The 17793-nt window shown below is 29.8% G+C and carries 20 protein-coding genes; 15 read left to right on the top strand and 5 right to left on the bottom strand.

The features are described from left to right. Positions 1 to 4: 4 nt before the first annotated feature. The 4 genes from cobT to LXD69_RS10770 form a co-directional block, all read right to left on the bottom strand. Positions 5 to 1681: a nicotinate-nucleotide--dimethylbenzimidazole phosphoribosyltransferase gene (gene cobT / locus LXD69_RS10785; protein WP_246915356.1), complete on the bottom strand. Its 1677-nt coding sequence runs from the start codon at positions 1679 to 1681 to the stop codon at positions 5 to 7. A 227-nt stretch (positions 1682 to 1908) separates the two neighbouring features. Further along, on the bottom strand, positions 1909 to 2550 hold the full coding sequence (locus tag LXD69_RS10780; RefSeq protein ID WP_246915354.1) for a Dph6-related ATP pyrophosphatase: 642 nt from the start codon (positions 2548 to 2550) through the stop codon (positions 1909 to 1911). Positions 2551 to 2555: 5 nt separating this feature from the next. Further along, a complete protein-coding gene (locus LXD69_RS10775) occupies positions 2556 to 3062 on the bottom strand; it encodes a bifunctional adenosylcobinamide kinase/adenosylcobinamide-phosphate guanylyltransferase (RefSeq protein WP_246915352.1) in 507 nt (168 codons plus the stop codon). A gap of 183 nt (positions 3063 to 3245) precedes the next feature. Beyond that, positions 3246 to 3608 carry a DUF5522 domain-containing protein gene (locus LXD69_RS10770; protein ID WP_246915349.1) on the bottom strand — a complete coding sequence of 121 codons (363 nt, stop codon included), beginning with the start codon at positions 3606 to 3608 and terminating at the stop codon, positions 3246 to 3248. A gap of 81 nt (positions 3609 to 3689) precedes the next feature. On the opposite strand from LXD69_RS10770, the gene LXD69_RS10765 reads away from it, so the two are divergent. Together LXD69_RS10765 and LXD69_RS10760 are read left to right on the top strand one after the other, a co-directional pair. Then, positions 3690 to 4826: an ABC transporter substrate-binding protein gene (locus tag LXD69_RS10765; RefSeq protein ID WP_246915347.1), complete on the top strand. Its 1137-nt coding sequence runs from the start codon at positions 3690 to 3692 to the stop codon at positions 4824 to 4826. Position 4827: 1 nt separating this feature from the next. Continuing rightward, positions 4828 to 5850: an iron ABC transporter permease gene (locus LXD69_RS10760; protein ID WP_246915345.1), complete on the top strand. Its 1023-nt coding sequence runs from the start codon at positions 4828 to 4830 to the stop codon at positions 5848 to 5850. Between the two features lie 166 nt (positions 5851 to 6016). Here the strand turns inward: LXD69_RS10760 and LXD69_RS10755 are convergent, their stop codons facing one another. Next, positions 6017 to 6352, bottom strand: coding sequence for a winged helix-turn-helix transcriptional regulator (locus tag LXD69_RS10755; RefSeq protein ID WP_045968146.1), 336 nt, complete (start codon positions 6350 to 6352; stop codon positions 6017 to 6019). Positions 6353 to 6447: 95 nt separating this feature from the next. On the opposite strand from LXD69_RS10755, the gene LXD69_RS10750 reads away from it, so the two are divergent. From LXD69_RS10750 to LXD69_RS10690, 13 genes are all read left to right on the top strand, one after another. Beyond that, positions 6448 to 7071, top strand: a complete 624-nt coding sequence (locus LXD69_RS10750; RefSeq protein ID WP_246915343.1) for an FMN-dependent NADH-azoreductase — start codon at positions 6448 to 6450, stop codon at positions 7069 to 7071. Then, the gene (locus LXD69_RS10745; RefSeq protein ID WP_246915341.1) at positions 7065 to 7880 is read left to right on the top strand and encodes a DNA alkylation repair protein; all 816 of its coding nucleotides are present in this window, start codon (positions 7065 to 7067) and stop codon (positions 7878 to 7880) included. Before LXD69_RS10750 ends, LXD69_RS10745 begins: the two co-directional genes overlap by 7 nt. Before the next feature lie 196 nt (positions 7881 to 8076). Beyond that, positions 8077 to 8277, top strand: a complete 201-nt coding sequence (locus LXD69_RS10740; protein ID WP_246915338.1) for a hypothetical protein — start codon at positions 8077 to 8079, stop codon at positions 8275 to 8277. 253 nt (positions 8278 to 8530) lie between these two features. Beyond that, positions 8531 to 8905, top strand: coding sequence for a VOC family protein (locus LXD69_RS10735; protein ID WP_246915335.1), 375 nt, complete (start codon positions 8531 to 8533; stop codon positions 8903 to 8905). Positions 8906 to 9269: 364 nt separating this feature from the next. Then, on the top strand, positions 9270 to 9602 hold the full coding sequence (locus LXD69_RS10730; protein WP_246915332.1) for a metalloregulator ArsR/SmtB family transcription factor: 333 nt from the start codon (positions 9270 to 9272) through the stop codon (positions 9600 to 9602). After that, on the top strand, positions 9592 to 10089 hold the full coding sequence (locus tag LXD69_RS10725) for an SRPBCC family protein (RefSeq protein ID WP_246915329.1): 498 nt from the start codon (positions 9592 to 9594) through the stop codon (positions 10087 to 10089). Before LXD69_RS10730 ends, LXD69_RS10725 begins: the two co-directional genes overlap by 11 nt. Before the next feature lie 17 nt (positions 10090 to 10106). Further along, positions 10107 to 10769: a DUF998 domain-containing protein gene (locus tag LXD69_RS10720; RefSeq protein WP_246915326.1), complete on the top strand. Its 663-nt coding sequence runs from the start codon at positions 10107 to 10109 to the stop codon at positions 10767 to 10769. Next, positions 10747 to 11121, top strand: coding sequence for an iron chaperone (locus LXD69_RS10715; protein ID WP_246915323.1), 375 nt, complete (start codon positions 10747 to 10749; stop codon positions 11119 to 11121). Before LXD69_RS10720 ends, LXD69_RS10715 begins: the two co-directional genes overlap by 23 nt. A 97-nt stretch (positions 11122 to 11218) precedes the next feature. Beyond that, on the top strand, positions 11219 to 11827 hold the full coding sequence (locus LXD69_RS10710; RefSeq protein WP_045968123.1) for a hypothetical protein: 609 nt from the start codon (positions 11219 to 11221) through the stop codon (positions 11825 to 11827). 56 nt (positions 11828 to 11883) lie between these two features. Then, positions 11884 to 12267, top strand: a complete 384-nt coding sequence (locus LXD69_RS10705) for a VOC family protein (protein WP_246915320.1) — start codon at positions 11884 to 11886, stop codon at positions 12265 to 12267. A 216-nt stretch (positions 12268 to 12483) separates the two neighbouring features. Then, positions 12484 to 12945, top strand: a complete 462-nt coding sequence (locus LXD69_RS10700) for a hypothetical protein (RefSeq protein WP_246915317.1) — start codon at positions 12484 to 12486, stop codon at positions 12943 to 12945. Positions 12946 to 13662: 717 nt separating this feature from the next. Beyond that, the gene (locus tag LXD69_RS10695) at positions 13663 to 15096 is read left to right on the top strand and encodes a hypothetical protein (protein ID WP_246915314.1); all 1434 of its coding nucleotides are present in this window, start codon (positions 13663 to 13665) and stop codon (positions 15094 to 15096) included. A 1331-nt stretch (positions 15097 to 16427) separates the two neighbouring features. Further along, positions 16428 to 17792, top strand: a complete 1365-nt coding sequence (locus LXD69_RS10690) for a hypothetical protein (RefSeq protein WP_246915311.1) — start codon at positions 16428 to 16430, stop codon at positions 17790 to 17792. Position 17793: the final 1 nt, after the last annotated feature.

Here is a 17793-nt window from a genome sequence, read left to right as displayed (position 1 = left end):
TAATTTATTTATTACTTACACCTGAACTTTCAAAACTAGCCATTTCATTTAAAAAACCTATAGCCGATTGTATAATTGGAAACGCAACCGCACAACCACTTCCCTCTCCTAATCGCATATTTAAATGTAAAACAGGTTCAACTTCTAAATAATCCAACAATGTTTTATGTGCTTTTTCTTCCGAACAATGACAAAAGATAGTATTAGCTTTTATTGCTGGCTTCTTTTTATAAGCGATTAAAAAGGCAACACTCGAAATGAATCCATCTACTAAAATGAGCATGTTATTTTGATACGCTTGCAACATTCCGCCTGCCATTTGTAAAATTTCAAATCCTCCAAAATGAGCTATAAGTTCTTCTAATTCATTTGAACCTGTATAATTTTGAATTGCTTTTGAAAGAATATTTATTTTGTTTTCTAATTTTTCATTAGTAACGCCTGTTCCTTTTCCTACACACTCTTCAATTGAAAAAGAAGTTAAAACAGTCATTAAAACGGAAGCAGTTGAAGTATTCCCAATACCCATTTCACCAAAACCAATACAATTAGAACCTTTTTGATGAATCTCATTTACAACAGTAGCTCCGTTTTGAAAACACAACTCCATTTCCGTGTAACTCATAGCTGCCGTTTGCAAAAAGGATTGCGTGCCTTTGGCTACTTTTTTATTAATGAGGTTGATATTCGTTGGAAAATCATAATTCACTCCTGCATCCACTATTTCTAAAGCAATGTTGCTTTGCTTGCAGAAAACATTAATAGCTGCACCACCTTCCAAAAAGTTAGTTATCATTTGACGCGTTACTTCTTGTGGATAAGCACTTACACCGTGATTTGCAATTCCATGATCGGCAGCAAAAACAACAATATGTGGATTTTGAATTTGTGGTGTTTCCGTTTTAAAAGCCAATCCTATTTGTAACGCTAATTTTTCTAAAAGTCCTAAAGCACCTTCAGGTTTGGTTTTATGGTCTATTTTGTATTGTAATTTCTGAACTAAATCCTCACTTTTAAAAGTTGTTTCTTTTTCAATAGTAAAAGTTGTTTTAGTTACTTCTTGTATTTCTTTCACTTTAATTACATTAGCAACAGTTTTTTTCTCTTTCCAATGTAATTGTTGCAACATGGGTTGATTTCCATAATCTGTTGCGGGTTTTCCTATACAGAAATACCCTAAAGGTTCAATGTGTTCTGGAATATTTAAAATGCTTTTGAAATCGTAATAATTTAAAATAGAAACCCAACCCATAGAATAGCCTTGTTCGGTTAAAGACAACCATATATTTTGCGCAGCACAAACCGCACTAAACTTTATAGCTTCATTACTTCCAATTGTTCCAATAGTAAATGAATCTAAAACAGAACGATCATACGCAATTACCATTCCGATAGGTGCTTCTTCTATAGCTTCTAGTTTTAATTTCAAATAGGATTCTTTTTGTGCTTCATCATCTGTAGCATTGGCTGCTTTTTCATGATAAGTTAAAAACAATTCTTTTATCTTCTTTTTTATACTTACTGATTCAATAACATAATAACGAGTCGCATCTGTTAAACCAACAGACGGAGCATGATGACCTGCTTCAATAGCTTTCTCAAGCACTTCATTAGGTACTTTATCTGTTGTAAAATGACGTGTATCTCTTCGTGATGTTATTATTTCGTATAAATCTTTCATTTAATTTTAATTCTTTTCTGAATATTTGTTTGTTTTAAATGTTCTCGATACATTTTTTATTCCACTTCATTTCATAAAAACACTCAAACTAACGTAATGTAATCACATACTCAATTCACACAAACCACGTCATTTCAAGTAAGAAACATATCGAGAAGCTAATTCCAAACATAAAAATCAGCAAAATCTGCGTGAACTATTATTTCGTATCAGTCTCCTATTAAATTTTATTCCCAAACTACAAAACAATAGTTATCATAGGTTTTCACTTCAAATTTAGGCAATTGAATTTGGTTTCTAAATAATGGACAATTTATAACTAGGGTGTGAAATTCTCCATTTTCTCCGCAAGGATCAATTCCTTTTGCTTCTAATTCTAAGGCTAATTCTTTCGTTAGTATTTTCCCTAAATAGTTCTCTCCCATTTCTAAATTGCAAGAAACAATCATTGTTTCAATTCCCGCATTAAGCATTTGGTTCACTAATGCAATTCTATCTTGTTGCCACAAGGGTAAAAAAGCCTTCAAATTTGCTGCTTTACATACTTTTTCTTCCCATTCACGATGTGATTCTAAATCAATATCTCCAAAAACAACTCCTTCTATTTGATACTCTTCTTTAATTTTATGTAACGTAGCAATATAATTTTCTTCATATTGTGACCATGAAGCTGGAACAGCTACTAAAGGTACGTTTATTTGAGTGGCTTGCTGTTCTAAAATAGCCAATGGAATACCATGCGAACGTGATACTTTTCCATTTTCATTCATCATGTTTAATAAAACAGTTGGTTGTAAACCCTCTTTAACAGCTTGCATTAGAGCATAGCAACTATCTTTTCCTCCGCTCCAAGAACTTAAAACTTTCATATCTTTTATTTAATTGGCACAGGAATTCCTGAAACCATTAAAACTACTTTATCTGCTTTTTTAGCTAAATATTGGTTTATCCAACCTTGTAATTCGGTGAATTTCCTACCCACGTGTGTAGCTGCATGAACACCCATCCCTATTTCATTGGTTATAACAATTAAAGTAATATCTTCTTGTTGTAATACTAATTCAATTTCTTTTTTAGCCTGTTCTAAACACAATTCCACATCGTTTTTAGTATCTACAAAGAAATTAGTTAGCCAAAGCGTTACACAATCAATCAAAGCTACTTTTCCTGAAAAATCAATCTCGCTTAAGTGTTTTTCTTTTTCAATATTTATCCAATTTTCATCTCTATCTTTTTGATGACGATCAATTCGCTTTTGAAAATCTCCATCCCAGTTGCGCGCTGTTGCTACATACATTGGATTTTTTGATAAAGACATTGCTAAATCTTGTCCGTAACCGCTTTTTCCTGAGCGTTCTCCTCCTGTTATTAAATAAAACATTGAGTTAATTATTAATGGTTGATGATTGATTATTAATGGATTTGGATTGTGTAGACATTATTTTTTAGTTTGATTATGTTTCTCATTAGTTTTAGAGTTACTCTTATTTATAAAAACAAGTTGCTATGTTTGTTTTTTTTATATTGTCATTATTTACTAATTAATAATTCACCATTAAAATAATTAATACGGACAATGTCTACAACCGTTAGCACAGCAACTACCTCTTTTTAAATGAAACCATTTGGTAAATACATAATTTCCATTTTCTAAATAATAATCTATATTTTCTACTAAATGAGTTGTTTTAGGCAAATCTTTTGCCTTATTAGTTAGGCTGTTTTCAGGTGTAATAGTTGCAACATATTCGTCTATTTTCTTAATTGTTGCTTGTTTTAAACAAGCAGGACACAAACAATCTGCTATTTGATCCAATGAAAAAATAGGAGGCAATTCATTACACCAACATGAAATTTCTTTCGATGGATTGCCACAACCAAAGGGAATTTGGCAAACACTACATATTTTTTCTCTAACCGTATTCATTGCGTAAAGATACTATTTTTAAACTTTAATAAAATTGAAGCCTATAATTTTTCATACATTTGCGCAAACATAATTAATGCCATGAAATTGCTTTTTAGAGTCTTATTTTTAACTAGTTTTATAATTATTAGTTGCCAAGAAAAATCAACTACAAAAACTAAAATCACGCAACATTCTGATAATCAAATCAAACATGCAACTGGTTTCGCTATTCATAAATATGAAGGGTATTCTATTGTTAAAGTAACAAATCCTTGGCCAAATGCTGAAAAAGCCTTTACTTATGTTTTAAAAAACAAAAACGGAATTATTCCTGATAGTTTAAAAGAGTATACAACCATTACTACTCCTGTAGAAAAACTAGTTGTTACATCTACCACAATCATCCCTTTTTTAGAAATGTTAGAAAGTGAAACTAAGCTTATTGGTTTTCCTCATACTGATTATATTTCATCTCCAAAATCGAGAGCTTTAATTAAAAGTGGACAAATTAGAGATGTAGGTCAGAATGAAAATTTAAATATTGAATTACTTTTTGATATGCAACCAGAAGCAATTGTAACTTTTGGAATTGACAATACAAATAAGATGGTTGATAAATTAACTTCTAATGGATTGAAAGTGTTATTCCAAGGCGATTGGATGGAACAATCACCACTGGGAAAAGCTGAATGGATTAAATTTTATGCAGCACTATTAGGAAAAGAAAAAGAAGGTGAAAAAATATTTAATTCTATTGAAGACAATTATAATAATGCTTTAAAACTAGTTAAAGACAAACAACCTAACAAAACCGTTTTATATGGTTCCATGTATAAAGACCAATGGTTTGTGGCAAGAGGAAATAGCTGGATTGCACAATTTTTACATGATGCAAAAGCAAATTATTTATGGCAAGATTTACCTGGAATGGGAAGTGAACCTTTATCTTTTGAAAGTGTTTTTGAGAAAGCAGAACATGCTGATATTTGGATTACCAATGGTTCTATTGAAACGATAGCACAATTACTAAAAGAGAACCATCATTATCAAAAATTTGATGCTTACACTGCAAAACAAATTTACTCATTTGAAAGCGAAAAAGGAGAAACAGGTGGCACCGTTTATTATGAATTGGCTCCAAGTAGACCTGATTTAGTTTTGAAAGACTATATTAAAATTTTTCACCCTGAAGTAATTCCTGATTATCAATTTACCTTTGCTAAAAAGTTAGAATAACGTGACTAGAAAATTTTCCATATTATTTATAAGCTTAATTGCATTATTACTTTTTCTAACTATTCTTAACATTAGTTTAGGCTCTATAAAAATACCTTTTAAAGAAGTTTTCAATTGCTTAGTAGGGAATGAAGTTTCAAAAACATCTTGGGAATATATCATTCTTAATTTTCGTTTACCCAAAGCTATAACTGCTATATTAGTAGGTATTGCCCTCTCAATAAGTGGCTTATTAATGCAAACCCTATTTCGAAATCCACTAGCAGGTCCTTATGTATTAGGTCTAAGTTCTGGTGCAAGTTTAGGTGTAGCTACAGTCCTATTAGGTTCTAGTATTTTGCCTGCTACTCTTGCTTCCTTATTTTTATCGTCTTATGGATTAGTAATAGCTTCTGGATTAGGAAGCGCCATGGTTTTAATGGCTGTTTTATTTGTTTCCCAACGTTTAAAGGACACTATGTCTATTTTAATAGTAGGTTTAATGTTTGGTAGTATTACAAATGCTGTAGTTTCAATTCTATCTTATTTTACAACGGCTGAACAATTACAGAAATATACTTTCTGGACATTAGGCAGTTTGGGGAATTTGAGTTGGAATGATGTTTCTTTACTTTCTATTATTACGTTTATAGGTATTGTATTAAGTTTTTTAGTTATTAAACCTTTAGACGCTCTTTTATTAGGTGAAAAATATGCCAATAGTTTGGGAGTCAATTTTAAAAGAACACGTTATATTATTCTTTTTGCAACGAGTATTTTAGCAGGTAGTATTACTGCTTTTGTTGGTCCTATTGCTTTTATAGGTTTAGCAGTTCCTCATATAGCTAAATTACTTTTCCAAACGAGTAATCATTTTGTATTATTTTGGAGTACATCACTGTTAGGAGCCATTATTTTGTTGTTTTGTGATATTGTAGCCCAATTTCCTGGCAATGACCTTACACTGCCTATTAATGCCATTACTTCTATCATTGGTGCTCCTATTGTAGTTTGGTTGTTAATCAGAAAAAGAAGAATTGCATAATTACTATAATAATTCATACAATTCACAATCAAAGTAATGTAGAGTTTCAACCATTAATTTGAATGTACTAAATAGTTCCCAAAATGTATCGATAATTCTCTAATTATGCTTTTATACAAAACGAAAGAACAATACACACACAAATTATCATCTATTTAAATCAGTATTATTCGTTTTTATCTAGAAGCAATTTCCCCCAATCGTTTAATTTCCATAGAACATCAACCAATTCTCGACCTAAATCCGTTAATTGATATTCAACTCTAGGAGGTAATTCATTGAATGATTCTTTAGTCAATAAACCATCCGAAACCATTTCATTCAAATGTTGATTTAACACTCTTCTATCAACTTTATCAATTCCTCTTAAAAATTCACTTGGTCTTTTTTTACCTTCATTAATTTGCCAAATAATAGGAATTTTCCACTTTCCACTAATTGTGTTAACCGCTTTTTCTAACGGACAAATTTTATTTTCAACAACTAATTCCTTTGTATCCATAATATTGACTTTTTTATCCCCTATTGACAAAAATATGCGGTATTGATTACTTTGTTTCAAGATCATAAATTTGACAAAATTTAAACTACAAATCTATGAAAATATTAAGAATCGATTCAAGTGTAAGAATTCAAAATTCAAAAACAAGAATGCTAACCGACTATTTCTTGGAACAGTTGAAAAACCACAAAAAATACTCATTGAAAAGTAGAGACGTTGGCATTCATCCGCCAAATTTTCCAACTGACGAATTCATTAAAGCAAATTATACCTCAGAAAAAAACAGAACGCAAGAAATGAAAAACATACTTACATTGTCCGATATATTAATAGATGAACTAACAAATAGCGACAAAATAATAATAGCATCTCCAATGTATAATTTCTCCATTTCTGCAACTTTAAAAGCATATATTGACAATATAGTAAGGGTTGGACGAACATTCGAATTAGACGAAAATGGAGCAATGAAAGGACTGTTAAGCGGTAAAAAAGCTTTAGTAATCACATCAAGAGGTGCAATGTCCTATAAAAACGGAGAAATACTTGAATCTTTCGATTTTCAAGAAAACTATTTAAGAGCATTGTTAAATTTTATAGGAATAACAAACATCACTTTTGTAAACACAGAGGCACAAGATTTTGGAACAGAAGATTTAAAAAATAGTAACTTTGAACAATCTAAAAAACAGTTATCAGAATTGGCTAAAATATGGTAAGCGAAGAAATCAAAAATAGAAAAGGTGCAAAAAAAGCACAGGACATTCCAGATAACGTACTAAAATTACTCAACGAAGGTAAAATTCCAACGGTTAATCTTACAGAATGGTTAGCCATCAATCAAGTTAAATTGATTCAAAACACTTTCCAAAAAATTGGATTAGAAAAAAGTATTGATACTATCACAAAAGCAATTGAGCTACAAAAAAAACCTTCTACAATGAGTTTAATAAAACTTATCGGACTACATCTTTATGAATATTGTAAACAATCTAAAACTATAACTTCAACAATTAGCCTTTTAAGCAATCACGAATCAGATACGTTAAGATGTTATGTCACATATCTAATAGCTTTGGATAGTGATTTGAATATTTCAGAAAAGCTTAACCAATCCAGAAAACTAATTGCCGACAAGCATTTTGGAGTTAGAGAAATTGTTTGGATGGCTTTAAGACCTGAAATTGAAAAAAATCTTACTGAATCCATTAAAATATTAAGCAGATGGACTAGCGACTCGGATGAAAACATTAGACGTTTTACAACGGAGTCAACAAGACCAAGAGGTGTTTGGTGCAAACATATTGAAGAATTAAAAGAAAATCCTGAACAAATGTTACCCATTTTAGAAGAATTAAAATCAGATCAATCAAAATATGTTCAAGACAGCGTTGGAAATTGGTTAAACGATGCCAGTAAGTCTAGACCTGAATTTGTAATCAAGTTATGCAAAAAATGGAAATCAGAATCGCCAACAGCAGAAACAGAAAAGATAATAAAGCGAGCATTAAGAACAATTATGAAATAAAACCGATAGTATTAGACTTTCAAAAGTTTCACCTCTATTCACATACGTCATTACACAAACCAACTACAACATTATCAGTTATTTAATTTAGCTTATTTCTAAATTCTTCTTTAAAAAGTGCATCCGTAATTTTGCACTTGTAGTCTTTTATTATACATTTACGTAACAACTATAAGCCCTAAAATAGTGCGAACGAATGAAAAGAACACTTGAAGAGCAACGAATTGAATTTTCAAATCAAAAATTTCTTGCTACACCAATAATTGGATTAATTGTTTGGACAATTATTGGAATTTCTGGAGTATTTTTTTCTAATTTTATAACGGTTTGGACAATTTTTATTGAAACTGGAAGCATTGTATGTTTTAGGTTTATTTCTCTCAAAATTTACAGGTGAAAATTTCCTATATAAAAGTAAACCAAAAAATGAATTCGATACACTTTCCTTTTTATTGCCAGACAAGCTATTCTAGTCTATTCAATATCGATACCATTCACAATTGTTTTAATATACATTTTAACCTTACTAATTCTCAATACAAGAAAAAGGGATAAAGATGATATCGTAACAAAAACTATAGAAATGCAACTAATTACTAAAAAGCCGTCATTTCAATTGATAACAACTTAAACAAACAAAATTGATAAACATGGAAACAAAATTTGAAGCAGGAATTAACATTGCAATAAAAATTCCAAAAAGCAAATACGACAAAACAGTAGCTTTTTATAAAGATATTTTAAAATTGGAAGTCCAAGAAAAACCTATAAGCAACCCTACTGTTTCTAGGACGCACGAAGTAAAATTTGGTCATAATATTATATGGTTAGACTGTGTAGACAACTATACCCATTCGGAAACTTGGCTGCAACTTACAGTTCCCGATGTAACAGAAGCAACAAATTATTTAATATCTAACGGTGTAGAAACTTGTGACGAAATCGAAGAACTTCCAAAAGACATGCATTGGATTCAAGACCCAGCAGGAACAGTATTCAACTTACAAAAAAGAGAACTAAAATAAATTTGAGAACAAGAATCTTTCTTTAGTAAAAAGAATTTTCACTTTTAATAAAGACCTTTTTTTGGATGTAAAAGGAGGTCTTTATTTTTTCTATAATAATGATGATATGGAACTGATATTCGAAAATAGACTTTTCCATCACTTTGAAATGCGCAACCTTATCAATATCTTATTTCAATTCATTCAAAAATTGTTTGTTTTAATAGAACCTAATAAATCCAAACGATGATAAACAATGAAATTTGAAAACCCAATACTCTTTTTTATTTTTTTTGAAATTCATCTATAATAATTTTCACAAAATCATAAAAATATTTGTGTAGCTAAATAACTTCATATATATTTGTAGTCAAATGACTTCACAATGAAACTAAGAAGAGATATTTTTCAAGCTATTTCCGACCCAACAAGACGAGCAATCTTAGTATTGCTTACATCACAATCTATGACAGCAGGTGATATAGCGTCAAATTTTGATGTAGCAAGGCCAACAATTTCAAAACACATTCAAATATTAAATGAATGTGAACTTGTTGAAGCAAATCAAAAAGGAAGAGAAATATACTATCAACTAAAAATTGATAAAATGAAAGAAATAGATAAATGGTTAGAACAATTCAGAGAAATATGGGAAAACCGTTTCAATAATTTAGACAACTTATTATCAACAATTAAAAACAAGAAAAATGAAAACTAATTTGCAATTCGATTTCCTTGTAGATAAGGAAAAAAACACAATTACAATTAATCGAGAATTTTTAGCAGAACGACAACTCATTTGGGATTGCTATACAAAAAGTGAGCTTTTAGATCAATGGTTTGGACCTGAACCCTTATCAACTAAAACCAAATCTATGGATTTTAGAGAAAATGGACATTGGCATTATGCAATGATTGAACCAAATGGAACAGAATATTGGGGTTGGACAAAATATCTTACAATTAAACCTATTGAGTATTACACAAGTTTAGATGCTTTTAGTAATGAAAAAGGCGAAATAAGCAAAGAACTACCACAAGCAAAATGGGAAGTTACATTTACTGATAAAGGCGATAATACAATAGTAAAAACCATAATAGTGTATGATTCTCTTGAAGATTTAGAAACTATAATCAAAATGGGAATGCAAGACGGAATGCTTTCCACTCTGGAAAGATTAGATAAATTTCTATTAAATCTTTAAAAACCAACTCTAAAAACATGAAATCACAGAAGACAAACTTTAGTAACATTTCAGTGTTTTTGAGCATTCTTACTATTGTTATAACAATCATTGCTCATTTTGCTAACCCCGAAATCAACCCATCTTGGCAACCAATTAGCGAAACAGCGCTTGGTAATTATGGTTGGTTAATGAATATTGCATTTTCATTAATGACTTTTAGCATTGTGTCTTTCATTATACAATCAAGAAAATGTTACACAAATCTTGGAGGAAAAATTGGAAAAACATTTTTAGCTATTTCTGCAATCGGATTTTTATTGGCAGGTCTTTTTAACACTGACCCAGCAACTCTTCCTCAGGAACAAGCAACTACAAGCGGATTAATCCATAGTGTAGGAGCTGGATTTTTAGGATTCTTAATAATGGCTTCATTGCTATTCGCTTGGGTTTTTATTAAAAATCCGAATTACAAAAAATATAAAGGTCCAATATTAATAATGACAATTCTACTTTGGATTTCAGAAATATACACAATAATAGATATGACTACAGAATTACCAAAGAACAATGGAAATTTAGGTCCGAATGTACTAATTGGTTGGTCAGGAAGAATAGTTCTGTTATTCTGCGTGTTATGGTTAATTACAATATCATTACAAACTAAAAAATATAAAAATGGACAAGCCGAAAACGGTTGATGACTATTTTAATACTCAACCTGAAAAAACGAAAAAAGCACTTATAGAGTTAAAAAAGTGTATTCTTAAAGTTAAACCAAATGCAACTGAATTGTTCAATTATAATATTCCAGCATATTCATTAGTAGAAGATGGAAAAAGAGAACAGCAAATTATGATTGCAGGCTATAAAAAACACGTTGGTCTTTATCCACACCCTACTACTATGGAAAAATTCGACTTGGAATTAAGCGAATATAAAAAAGGAAAAGGTTCGGTTCAATTTCCATTAGATAAACCTATTCCTATTGACCTAGTTGAAAGAATGATTAAATACCGGATCCAATTATTAGAAAATAAAAACAATCACTAAATCCTTTCTTATGTAAACCCTTCTACTATTATACTATTTAGCATTTTCAAAATAAAATTTGACTTATACAAAACTTAATAAATTAAAATAATTAAAAATGAAAAAAACATCACAATGGATACTTGGGTTTTATGCTGGAATAATTACTCTAGCATTTTCAATGCTTCTTTACTCTTTCAAAACAATGAATGAAACCTTTGATGAAATTACTGTAAAACGCATTAATATAGTAGACGAAAATGGTATTAATAGAATAGTTTTATCCAATCAGGAAAAAATGGAACCACCTATAATTTTAGGTAAAAAATACAAACGAGCTCTTAATCCAGCAGGTATAATCTTTTATAATGAAAAAGGAGATGAATGTGGTGGAATAGCACTTTCAAAAAATCCAAAAACCAGTACTTATGCTTTAGCCTTAGATTATAATAATGCAGATGCTATTGGACTATTATCTCAACAAAGCAACAATGATAACACCTATAGATCTGGATTAATCATTAATGACAAAGACACATCGGGTAAAATAGGAAGTAACATAAATAGAATTAATTTAATGAGTAATAATGGTAATTCTAGCCTAGTAATTAATGGTCCCGATGAAAAACCAAGAATTATTATTTCAGTAGATAGCATTGGAAATCCATTGTTTAAAATGTTAAACGGAGAAGGTAAAATTATTCAAGAGATTAATTCCTTTGATTAAAACGTACTATGAATTAATGATATTTTTTTTAGAATTTATAAATATTGAGACTCAAAATGATAAAAACAGAACCTATAATTGCAGTTAAAAATGTACACGAAAGTTCAGAATGGTATCAAAAACTATTAAACTGTAAAAGTGGACATGGTGGAGACACATTTGAAATTTTGACAAACGATAACAATGGACAAATTTTATCATTGCATAAATGGAGCGCTCACGAACATCCAACCTTATCTAACCCGAATATAAAAGCAGGAAACGGACTCATTTTATACTTTGTTGTAGATGATTTAAACCTAATTTGGAAAAATGCAAAAAAGCTTAATGCAAAAATAGAAGAAGAACCTCATTTGAACATTAATTCTGGACGAATAGAATTTTCAATTCGCGATTTAGACGATTATTTTATATCTATCTGTGCAAACAAAACTAGCTAAGAAACATATAGCTAAGTATATCAATATAATGCCATAAATAAACACTTATTTTTTTTCTACTTTATGTTAGAATATTCTTTTCAAAACATCTACAAATAAATATTGTAAATTTCAATTTGAAAAACTAGATTTGTGAAAACAGATATAAACTACATATACTTAATAAATAATCAAAAACGAAGTATACAGATTAGTTTCATATAATACGAAACAAACATGAAAAAAATAACAATTCTATTATTTTCTCTTTTAACATTAATGTCTTGTGATCTATTAACAGGAGAAGAAATAGCAAGATTATCTATAAATAAAGTTAGTACAAGTGAACAAAACATTTTCGAGAAAGAAACTAATCTAAACTTAAAAAAAGACGAAGAAATAGCTTTCTGGTCTGAAATGGATTTAGAATATTTAAATGAAGCACATTTCCAGTTTCGATTTAGAATTTACAGAAATGATGAACCTTACGGAATATTAGAATTTAACCCTACTGAAAAAAATGTAACAATTGGAGAAGTCAAAACAACAATTGGAGATGAAACAAAGTGGCACTTTACTGGAAAAAATAAAACATTAAAGATTAAAGAGGATGGAAATTACACTTTCAAAGGAATATTGAAAACAACAAAAAACCCTAGTATTAAAGTTAATAAAGCAATTGTAATTATAAAAAAATAATACTAACCCGTTGGGTGCAATTATTAAAAACGTCAGTTCGAGTATTTTTTGTGCAGTAAAACGGAACAAAAAATGTATCGAGAACCGTTTTTAATGAAATTTTTCTTGTTTTCGATACGATTTTCTGTCGAAAAACACTCGAATTGATAAAAAAAATCATCAAAATTAATTACATCCAACGAGTTAATACTATTTAAATATTACCTTCATAATACACTCTTTAATATTCTTCAATATCTATTTTTTTGATTAATCTACTATAGATTAATTTTCCATTGCATTTTTATCTATGTTCTTTGGAATAGATTTAAGTTGACTTATTTCAGAATCAATTTCATAAAAAAGGTATCGAGAACCTGTGTCCTAAAACAAAATTTCTCGATACAAATCATAACTTCTTCTATTTCAATACATTTTAAACTAAAATTAAAATATTTTTTTTCTAAAAAACAAGTAAAAATACCTGTATATATTTACAAAACAATGTTTAGATTTGTGTAGAAATGATAACAACAAAAACCTATACTGCTGAATTATTGATAATTAGACGCGTAAAATCTATTTTCATCAAATAGTTGTATTGGTCATCAAAAAACAAAATATAATAAAAACAAACTAATATCAAAACAAGCTTTAATTTTATATTCATTCAAATCCCTATACAATTCATTATATACAAACAAATCCTAAACATTTAATTAATTTAAAACAGAAAACATGAAAAAATTTAAAAATCTAACGGGGCTGTTACTTTTTGTTTTACTCTCCACCCAATCCTGTAAAGATCCAAAAAATCAAAAAGAAGAAGAAGAAAAAGAGGAAACAGTAGCAACCTACATTAAAGAAGAAGATAAAGCCTGCTTAGCTCCTTCTAGTTGGTTTACAGTAGACACAATTACTGGAAAAAGAAAAACACCAGCACCTAGAGAAGACAAAACTAGTGTTTTTGGAGACAATACTACCGTTAGTAACTGTGATTTTCATCAATGGTCTTGGCAAAAGTTTCTTTGGTTAACCAATGATGTTTCGGGGCAACCATTATTCCTTGAGGAATTATTTCAAGTTACCTCTCAAACAGTACGTATTCCAACTACAAACAATAAAATTGTTTTAACTGCATCAGACAAAAAACAAGCAACTAGTGACATTCTAAATACAAACAAATCGTTTAGTTCTAATGTTACTAGTTACCCTGTGTACTACTCCATCCATGTGAACGATAGTTTATACAACAGTATTTGGAAATATGCTAAAATGAAAAAAAGCGATTATTCCAATGCTACTTTCCCTGTGGGTTCTTTAGAATTAAAAATAGCATGGGTAAGTGCTGATGCCATTCCAGATACTACTGGTTATTTTGTAACAGATGCAGTTGTAGAAGGAAAAGACACAAAAATTGCACTACTAGGAATGCATGTTGTAGGCATAGTCTATAACCATCCTGAGTTTGTTTGGGCTACTTTCGAACATCATGACCTTGCACCTTATTATGATTGGAAAGCAACCACAACATCCGATGTTCCTGTAACTTCAAAAACCAACAAACTTTTATTCGATGTTCATGCAACAGCTACACTTGCAAATATTACAAGTAATGCTCCAAATGCAGATAGCACTAGTGTTTTTGCAGTAAACCAATATGGAGTACCACGTCACGCTGGTGATACTTTTCTTTCAACAAGTCAAGAAGAACCTTTAAATTATGACAACATCGCAGCTATTAATACATCTGTAAAAGAGAAACTAACAGACGTTTGGAAAAATTATTTTTACAATGGTTCTATCTGGATTAATACCGAAGGACACAATTACCCAACCGAACAAGCAAAATTATTAGTTTCATTAGGTAGTGCTTTAAGCAACTCTGCTCCTGGTAAATTACCAAGAGGTTCTGTAGCTGCCTACAATATTACTATGGAAACTTATGAACAACTTGGCTTTTCTCCAACAAGCATTCACGGTCAAAATGTAGAAGGAATGGGTAACTGCTTCTCTTGTCACTCAGCAAGTAGAGGTTCATCGCTAAACATTAGTCATATCTTCAATGGAGCAGTTGACTATGAAAGTAAACTTAGCGTAACACAAACAAAACAAAAACATTTAGACGAAATAAAACTGTTTATCAAGAATATGAAAGCGTCTAAAAAATAATACCCAATACTAACTATATACTTTAAAAAGCAACTTTTCAAACAAGTTGCTTTTTTTATTATAACAAACACTTTTACACACATGCAACACAAAACCACCACTTCCTCTGTTCGATTTTTTTTAACGTAGAGAATTGGAGTAAAACTTCTCAATACGCTTTGTACTCAAAGAAACGTATATCCAGAACCACAAACTTGTAATACTGTAAGCATCTCATTAGCAACTCCGTAATACTATACATTAGTTTGAACATTTTTATGAAAAGAATATTGCGTTTTTTTATAACTTCTCAATACAATTTTCTTTCCTAAGAGTAGGAATAAAATCACTCCAACTGACGAAAATTTATCATTAAAAAGAATTTCAATTAGCAAGACACAAAATACTTTAGGTTTAAACCAAATTTAATTAGTAGTAAAACTAGTTTAATTAACATTAAGCAAAATTTAATTACTATTAAACCAAACTCAATTAGTAATAAACCTAATTTAATTAGTAGTAAACAAAACTTAGTTACTATTAAGCCAAACTTAATTACTATTAAACCAAACTCAATTAGTAATAAGCATAATTTAATTAGTAGTAAACAAAACTTAATTAGTAGTAAACAAAACTTAATTACTATTAAACCAAACTCAATTAGTAATAAGCATAATTTAATTAGTAGTAAACAAAATTTAATTACTATTAAACCAAACTCGATTAGTAGTAATACATATTGCTATTTAGCAAGTATTAACTTAAAAACGCAGAGAATTGGAGTAAAACTCTCGATACGCTGCACACTCAAAGTGACGAGTATCGAGAACTACAAACTTGTCATGCTGTAAGCATCTCATTAACAACTCCGTAATACTATACATTAGTTTGAACGTCTTTATAAAAAGAATGTTGAGTTCTTGTATAACTTCTCAATACGTTTTGCACTCAAAGAAACGTAGCTTGTATTTAGCAATCTGTCAGTTCGAGTTTTTTAACGTAGAGAATCGGAGTTAAAAAGTATCGAGAACTCAAGAACCACAAAAAAACACCTCTTTACGGAAAACCGTAAAACAAATAAAAAAAAGCATCTTATTTTTACCAAAACAAAATAAACAAAACACACTGTAAAAAGAAAATTCGCAAACCATTTAGCCTTTAGTACGTATAAATACGTACAAAAAAGAATGAAAAATACGTATTTATACGTATTGCAAGAGTAAAAAGAATAGTTTAAGTTTGTAAAGAACAAATAAAACAAACAGGGTTTATCATATTGATCTACCTAAAAAATAGATGGTTTTGTATGATTTTGTCATACATATAAACTAGTTGCCATTAATACCAATATTATGGAAAATCCAAGTATTAAATTTGGGGAATACAAACCAACGAAAAGAAAAATATTTCAAAACACCACACTTAAAAAATTTATGGTTCATTTTAGACGACCATCAGACTACAACGGCAAGTATGGTTTTGATTGGTTAAGGGATGAATATATCTATCCTATCGAAACAGTAACAAATGATAATAATGGGACTGCAATTGGCACACCTACCGCTTTATGTAAAGATGTTGCTGCTCTAAAAATGGAATATAAAACAACTGATGTTGTAAATCCAATTTCTCCATATGCTAATGATTATTATCCTGCTTGGTTATCTATTTTCCCATACACTACAACAGCACAATTCTCTCATGGCTCTAGAATGCACAAAAATGGTGTATACTTAGACCTCGAAATAGAAGAATTAGAGACATTGGTAGATGATGCTACCGAAATTTTATTTAAAAGCAACAATCCATTTTTAAAAATAACTCCTTCAAAATTAAACTTAAAAGATTTAATTAGTTCCAAAAGAACTAAAAATTTAGGAGGCACAACAGCTAGAGATTATTATTTAGCAGAAAAAAAAGTGAACATAAAATGTGAAGGAGGTACTTTAAATTCTCACGAAGAAATAAAAATATTCGCAAAATTAGGTGTACAAAAAGAAGAAGTTGGTAAACTTATGGTTTACAAAAACAATGTAATACCAAAAGCCGAAATTGTAGCTATAAATGTAATAACTAGTAGTAATTTAGCCAATTTAAGAAACGATTACCAATATTTATTTAAAAATCAATCTTTTAACCAAGCACTTATCAGAGCAGAAGTCAAAGTAGATACAAAATTTGATATTAATAGTTTGCCAAGCACGGATGTAGATGTTCAAAACTTCATAAACAACAAAAATACTATGTCGGCTAACCAAATTAGAAGTTCTATAGAAAATTTGTATTTAAAATATGGAAAGCACAAACCAGTTTCAGGTCAAATAGATGATAATACTACCACTAGAACTTATTTGTTTTATACAGATTTAAATGCAGGTAGAACATCTGGTATTTGTTCTTTAGATAACGCAACAAATGTTTGGGGAAATCATTATGTTATATTCAACCAAGGACTTAATAGTAAAAGAACAGTTATACATGAGTGCGGTCATTCATTAAGTTTGCCTCATATTTTTTCATCAGCATTGAGTTCATTCGAATTTTATCATGGTTATACCGATAATTATATGGATTATGAATGGCAAAAAGGAAATAGAGCTCCTAATGGCAGTTATTATAGCTCAGGAGATAACAAATTTAAAGGGAATATGTATTCATTATTTAAGTGGCAATGGAACATTGTCCGCACAGACAGAAGTTTAATATTAAATTACTAGT

It is taken from the genome of Flavobacterium sediminilitoris (assembly GCF_023008245.1).
Classification (GTDB): domain Bacteria; phylum Bacteroidota; class Bacteroidia; order Flavobacteriales; family Flavobacteriaceae; genus Flavobacterium; species Flavobacterium sediminilitoris.
This window is presented reverse-complemented; position numbering and strand designations above follow the sequence as displayed.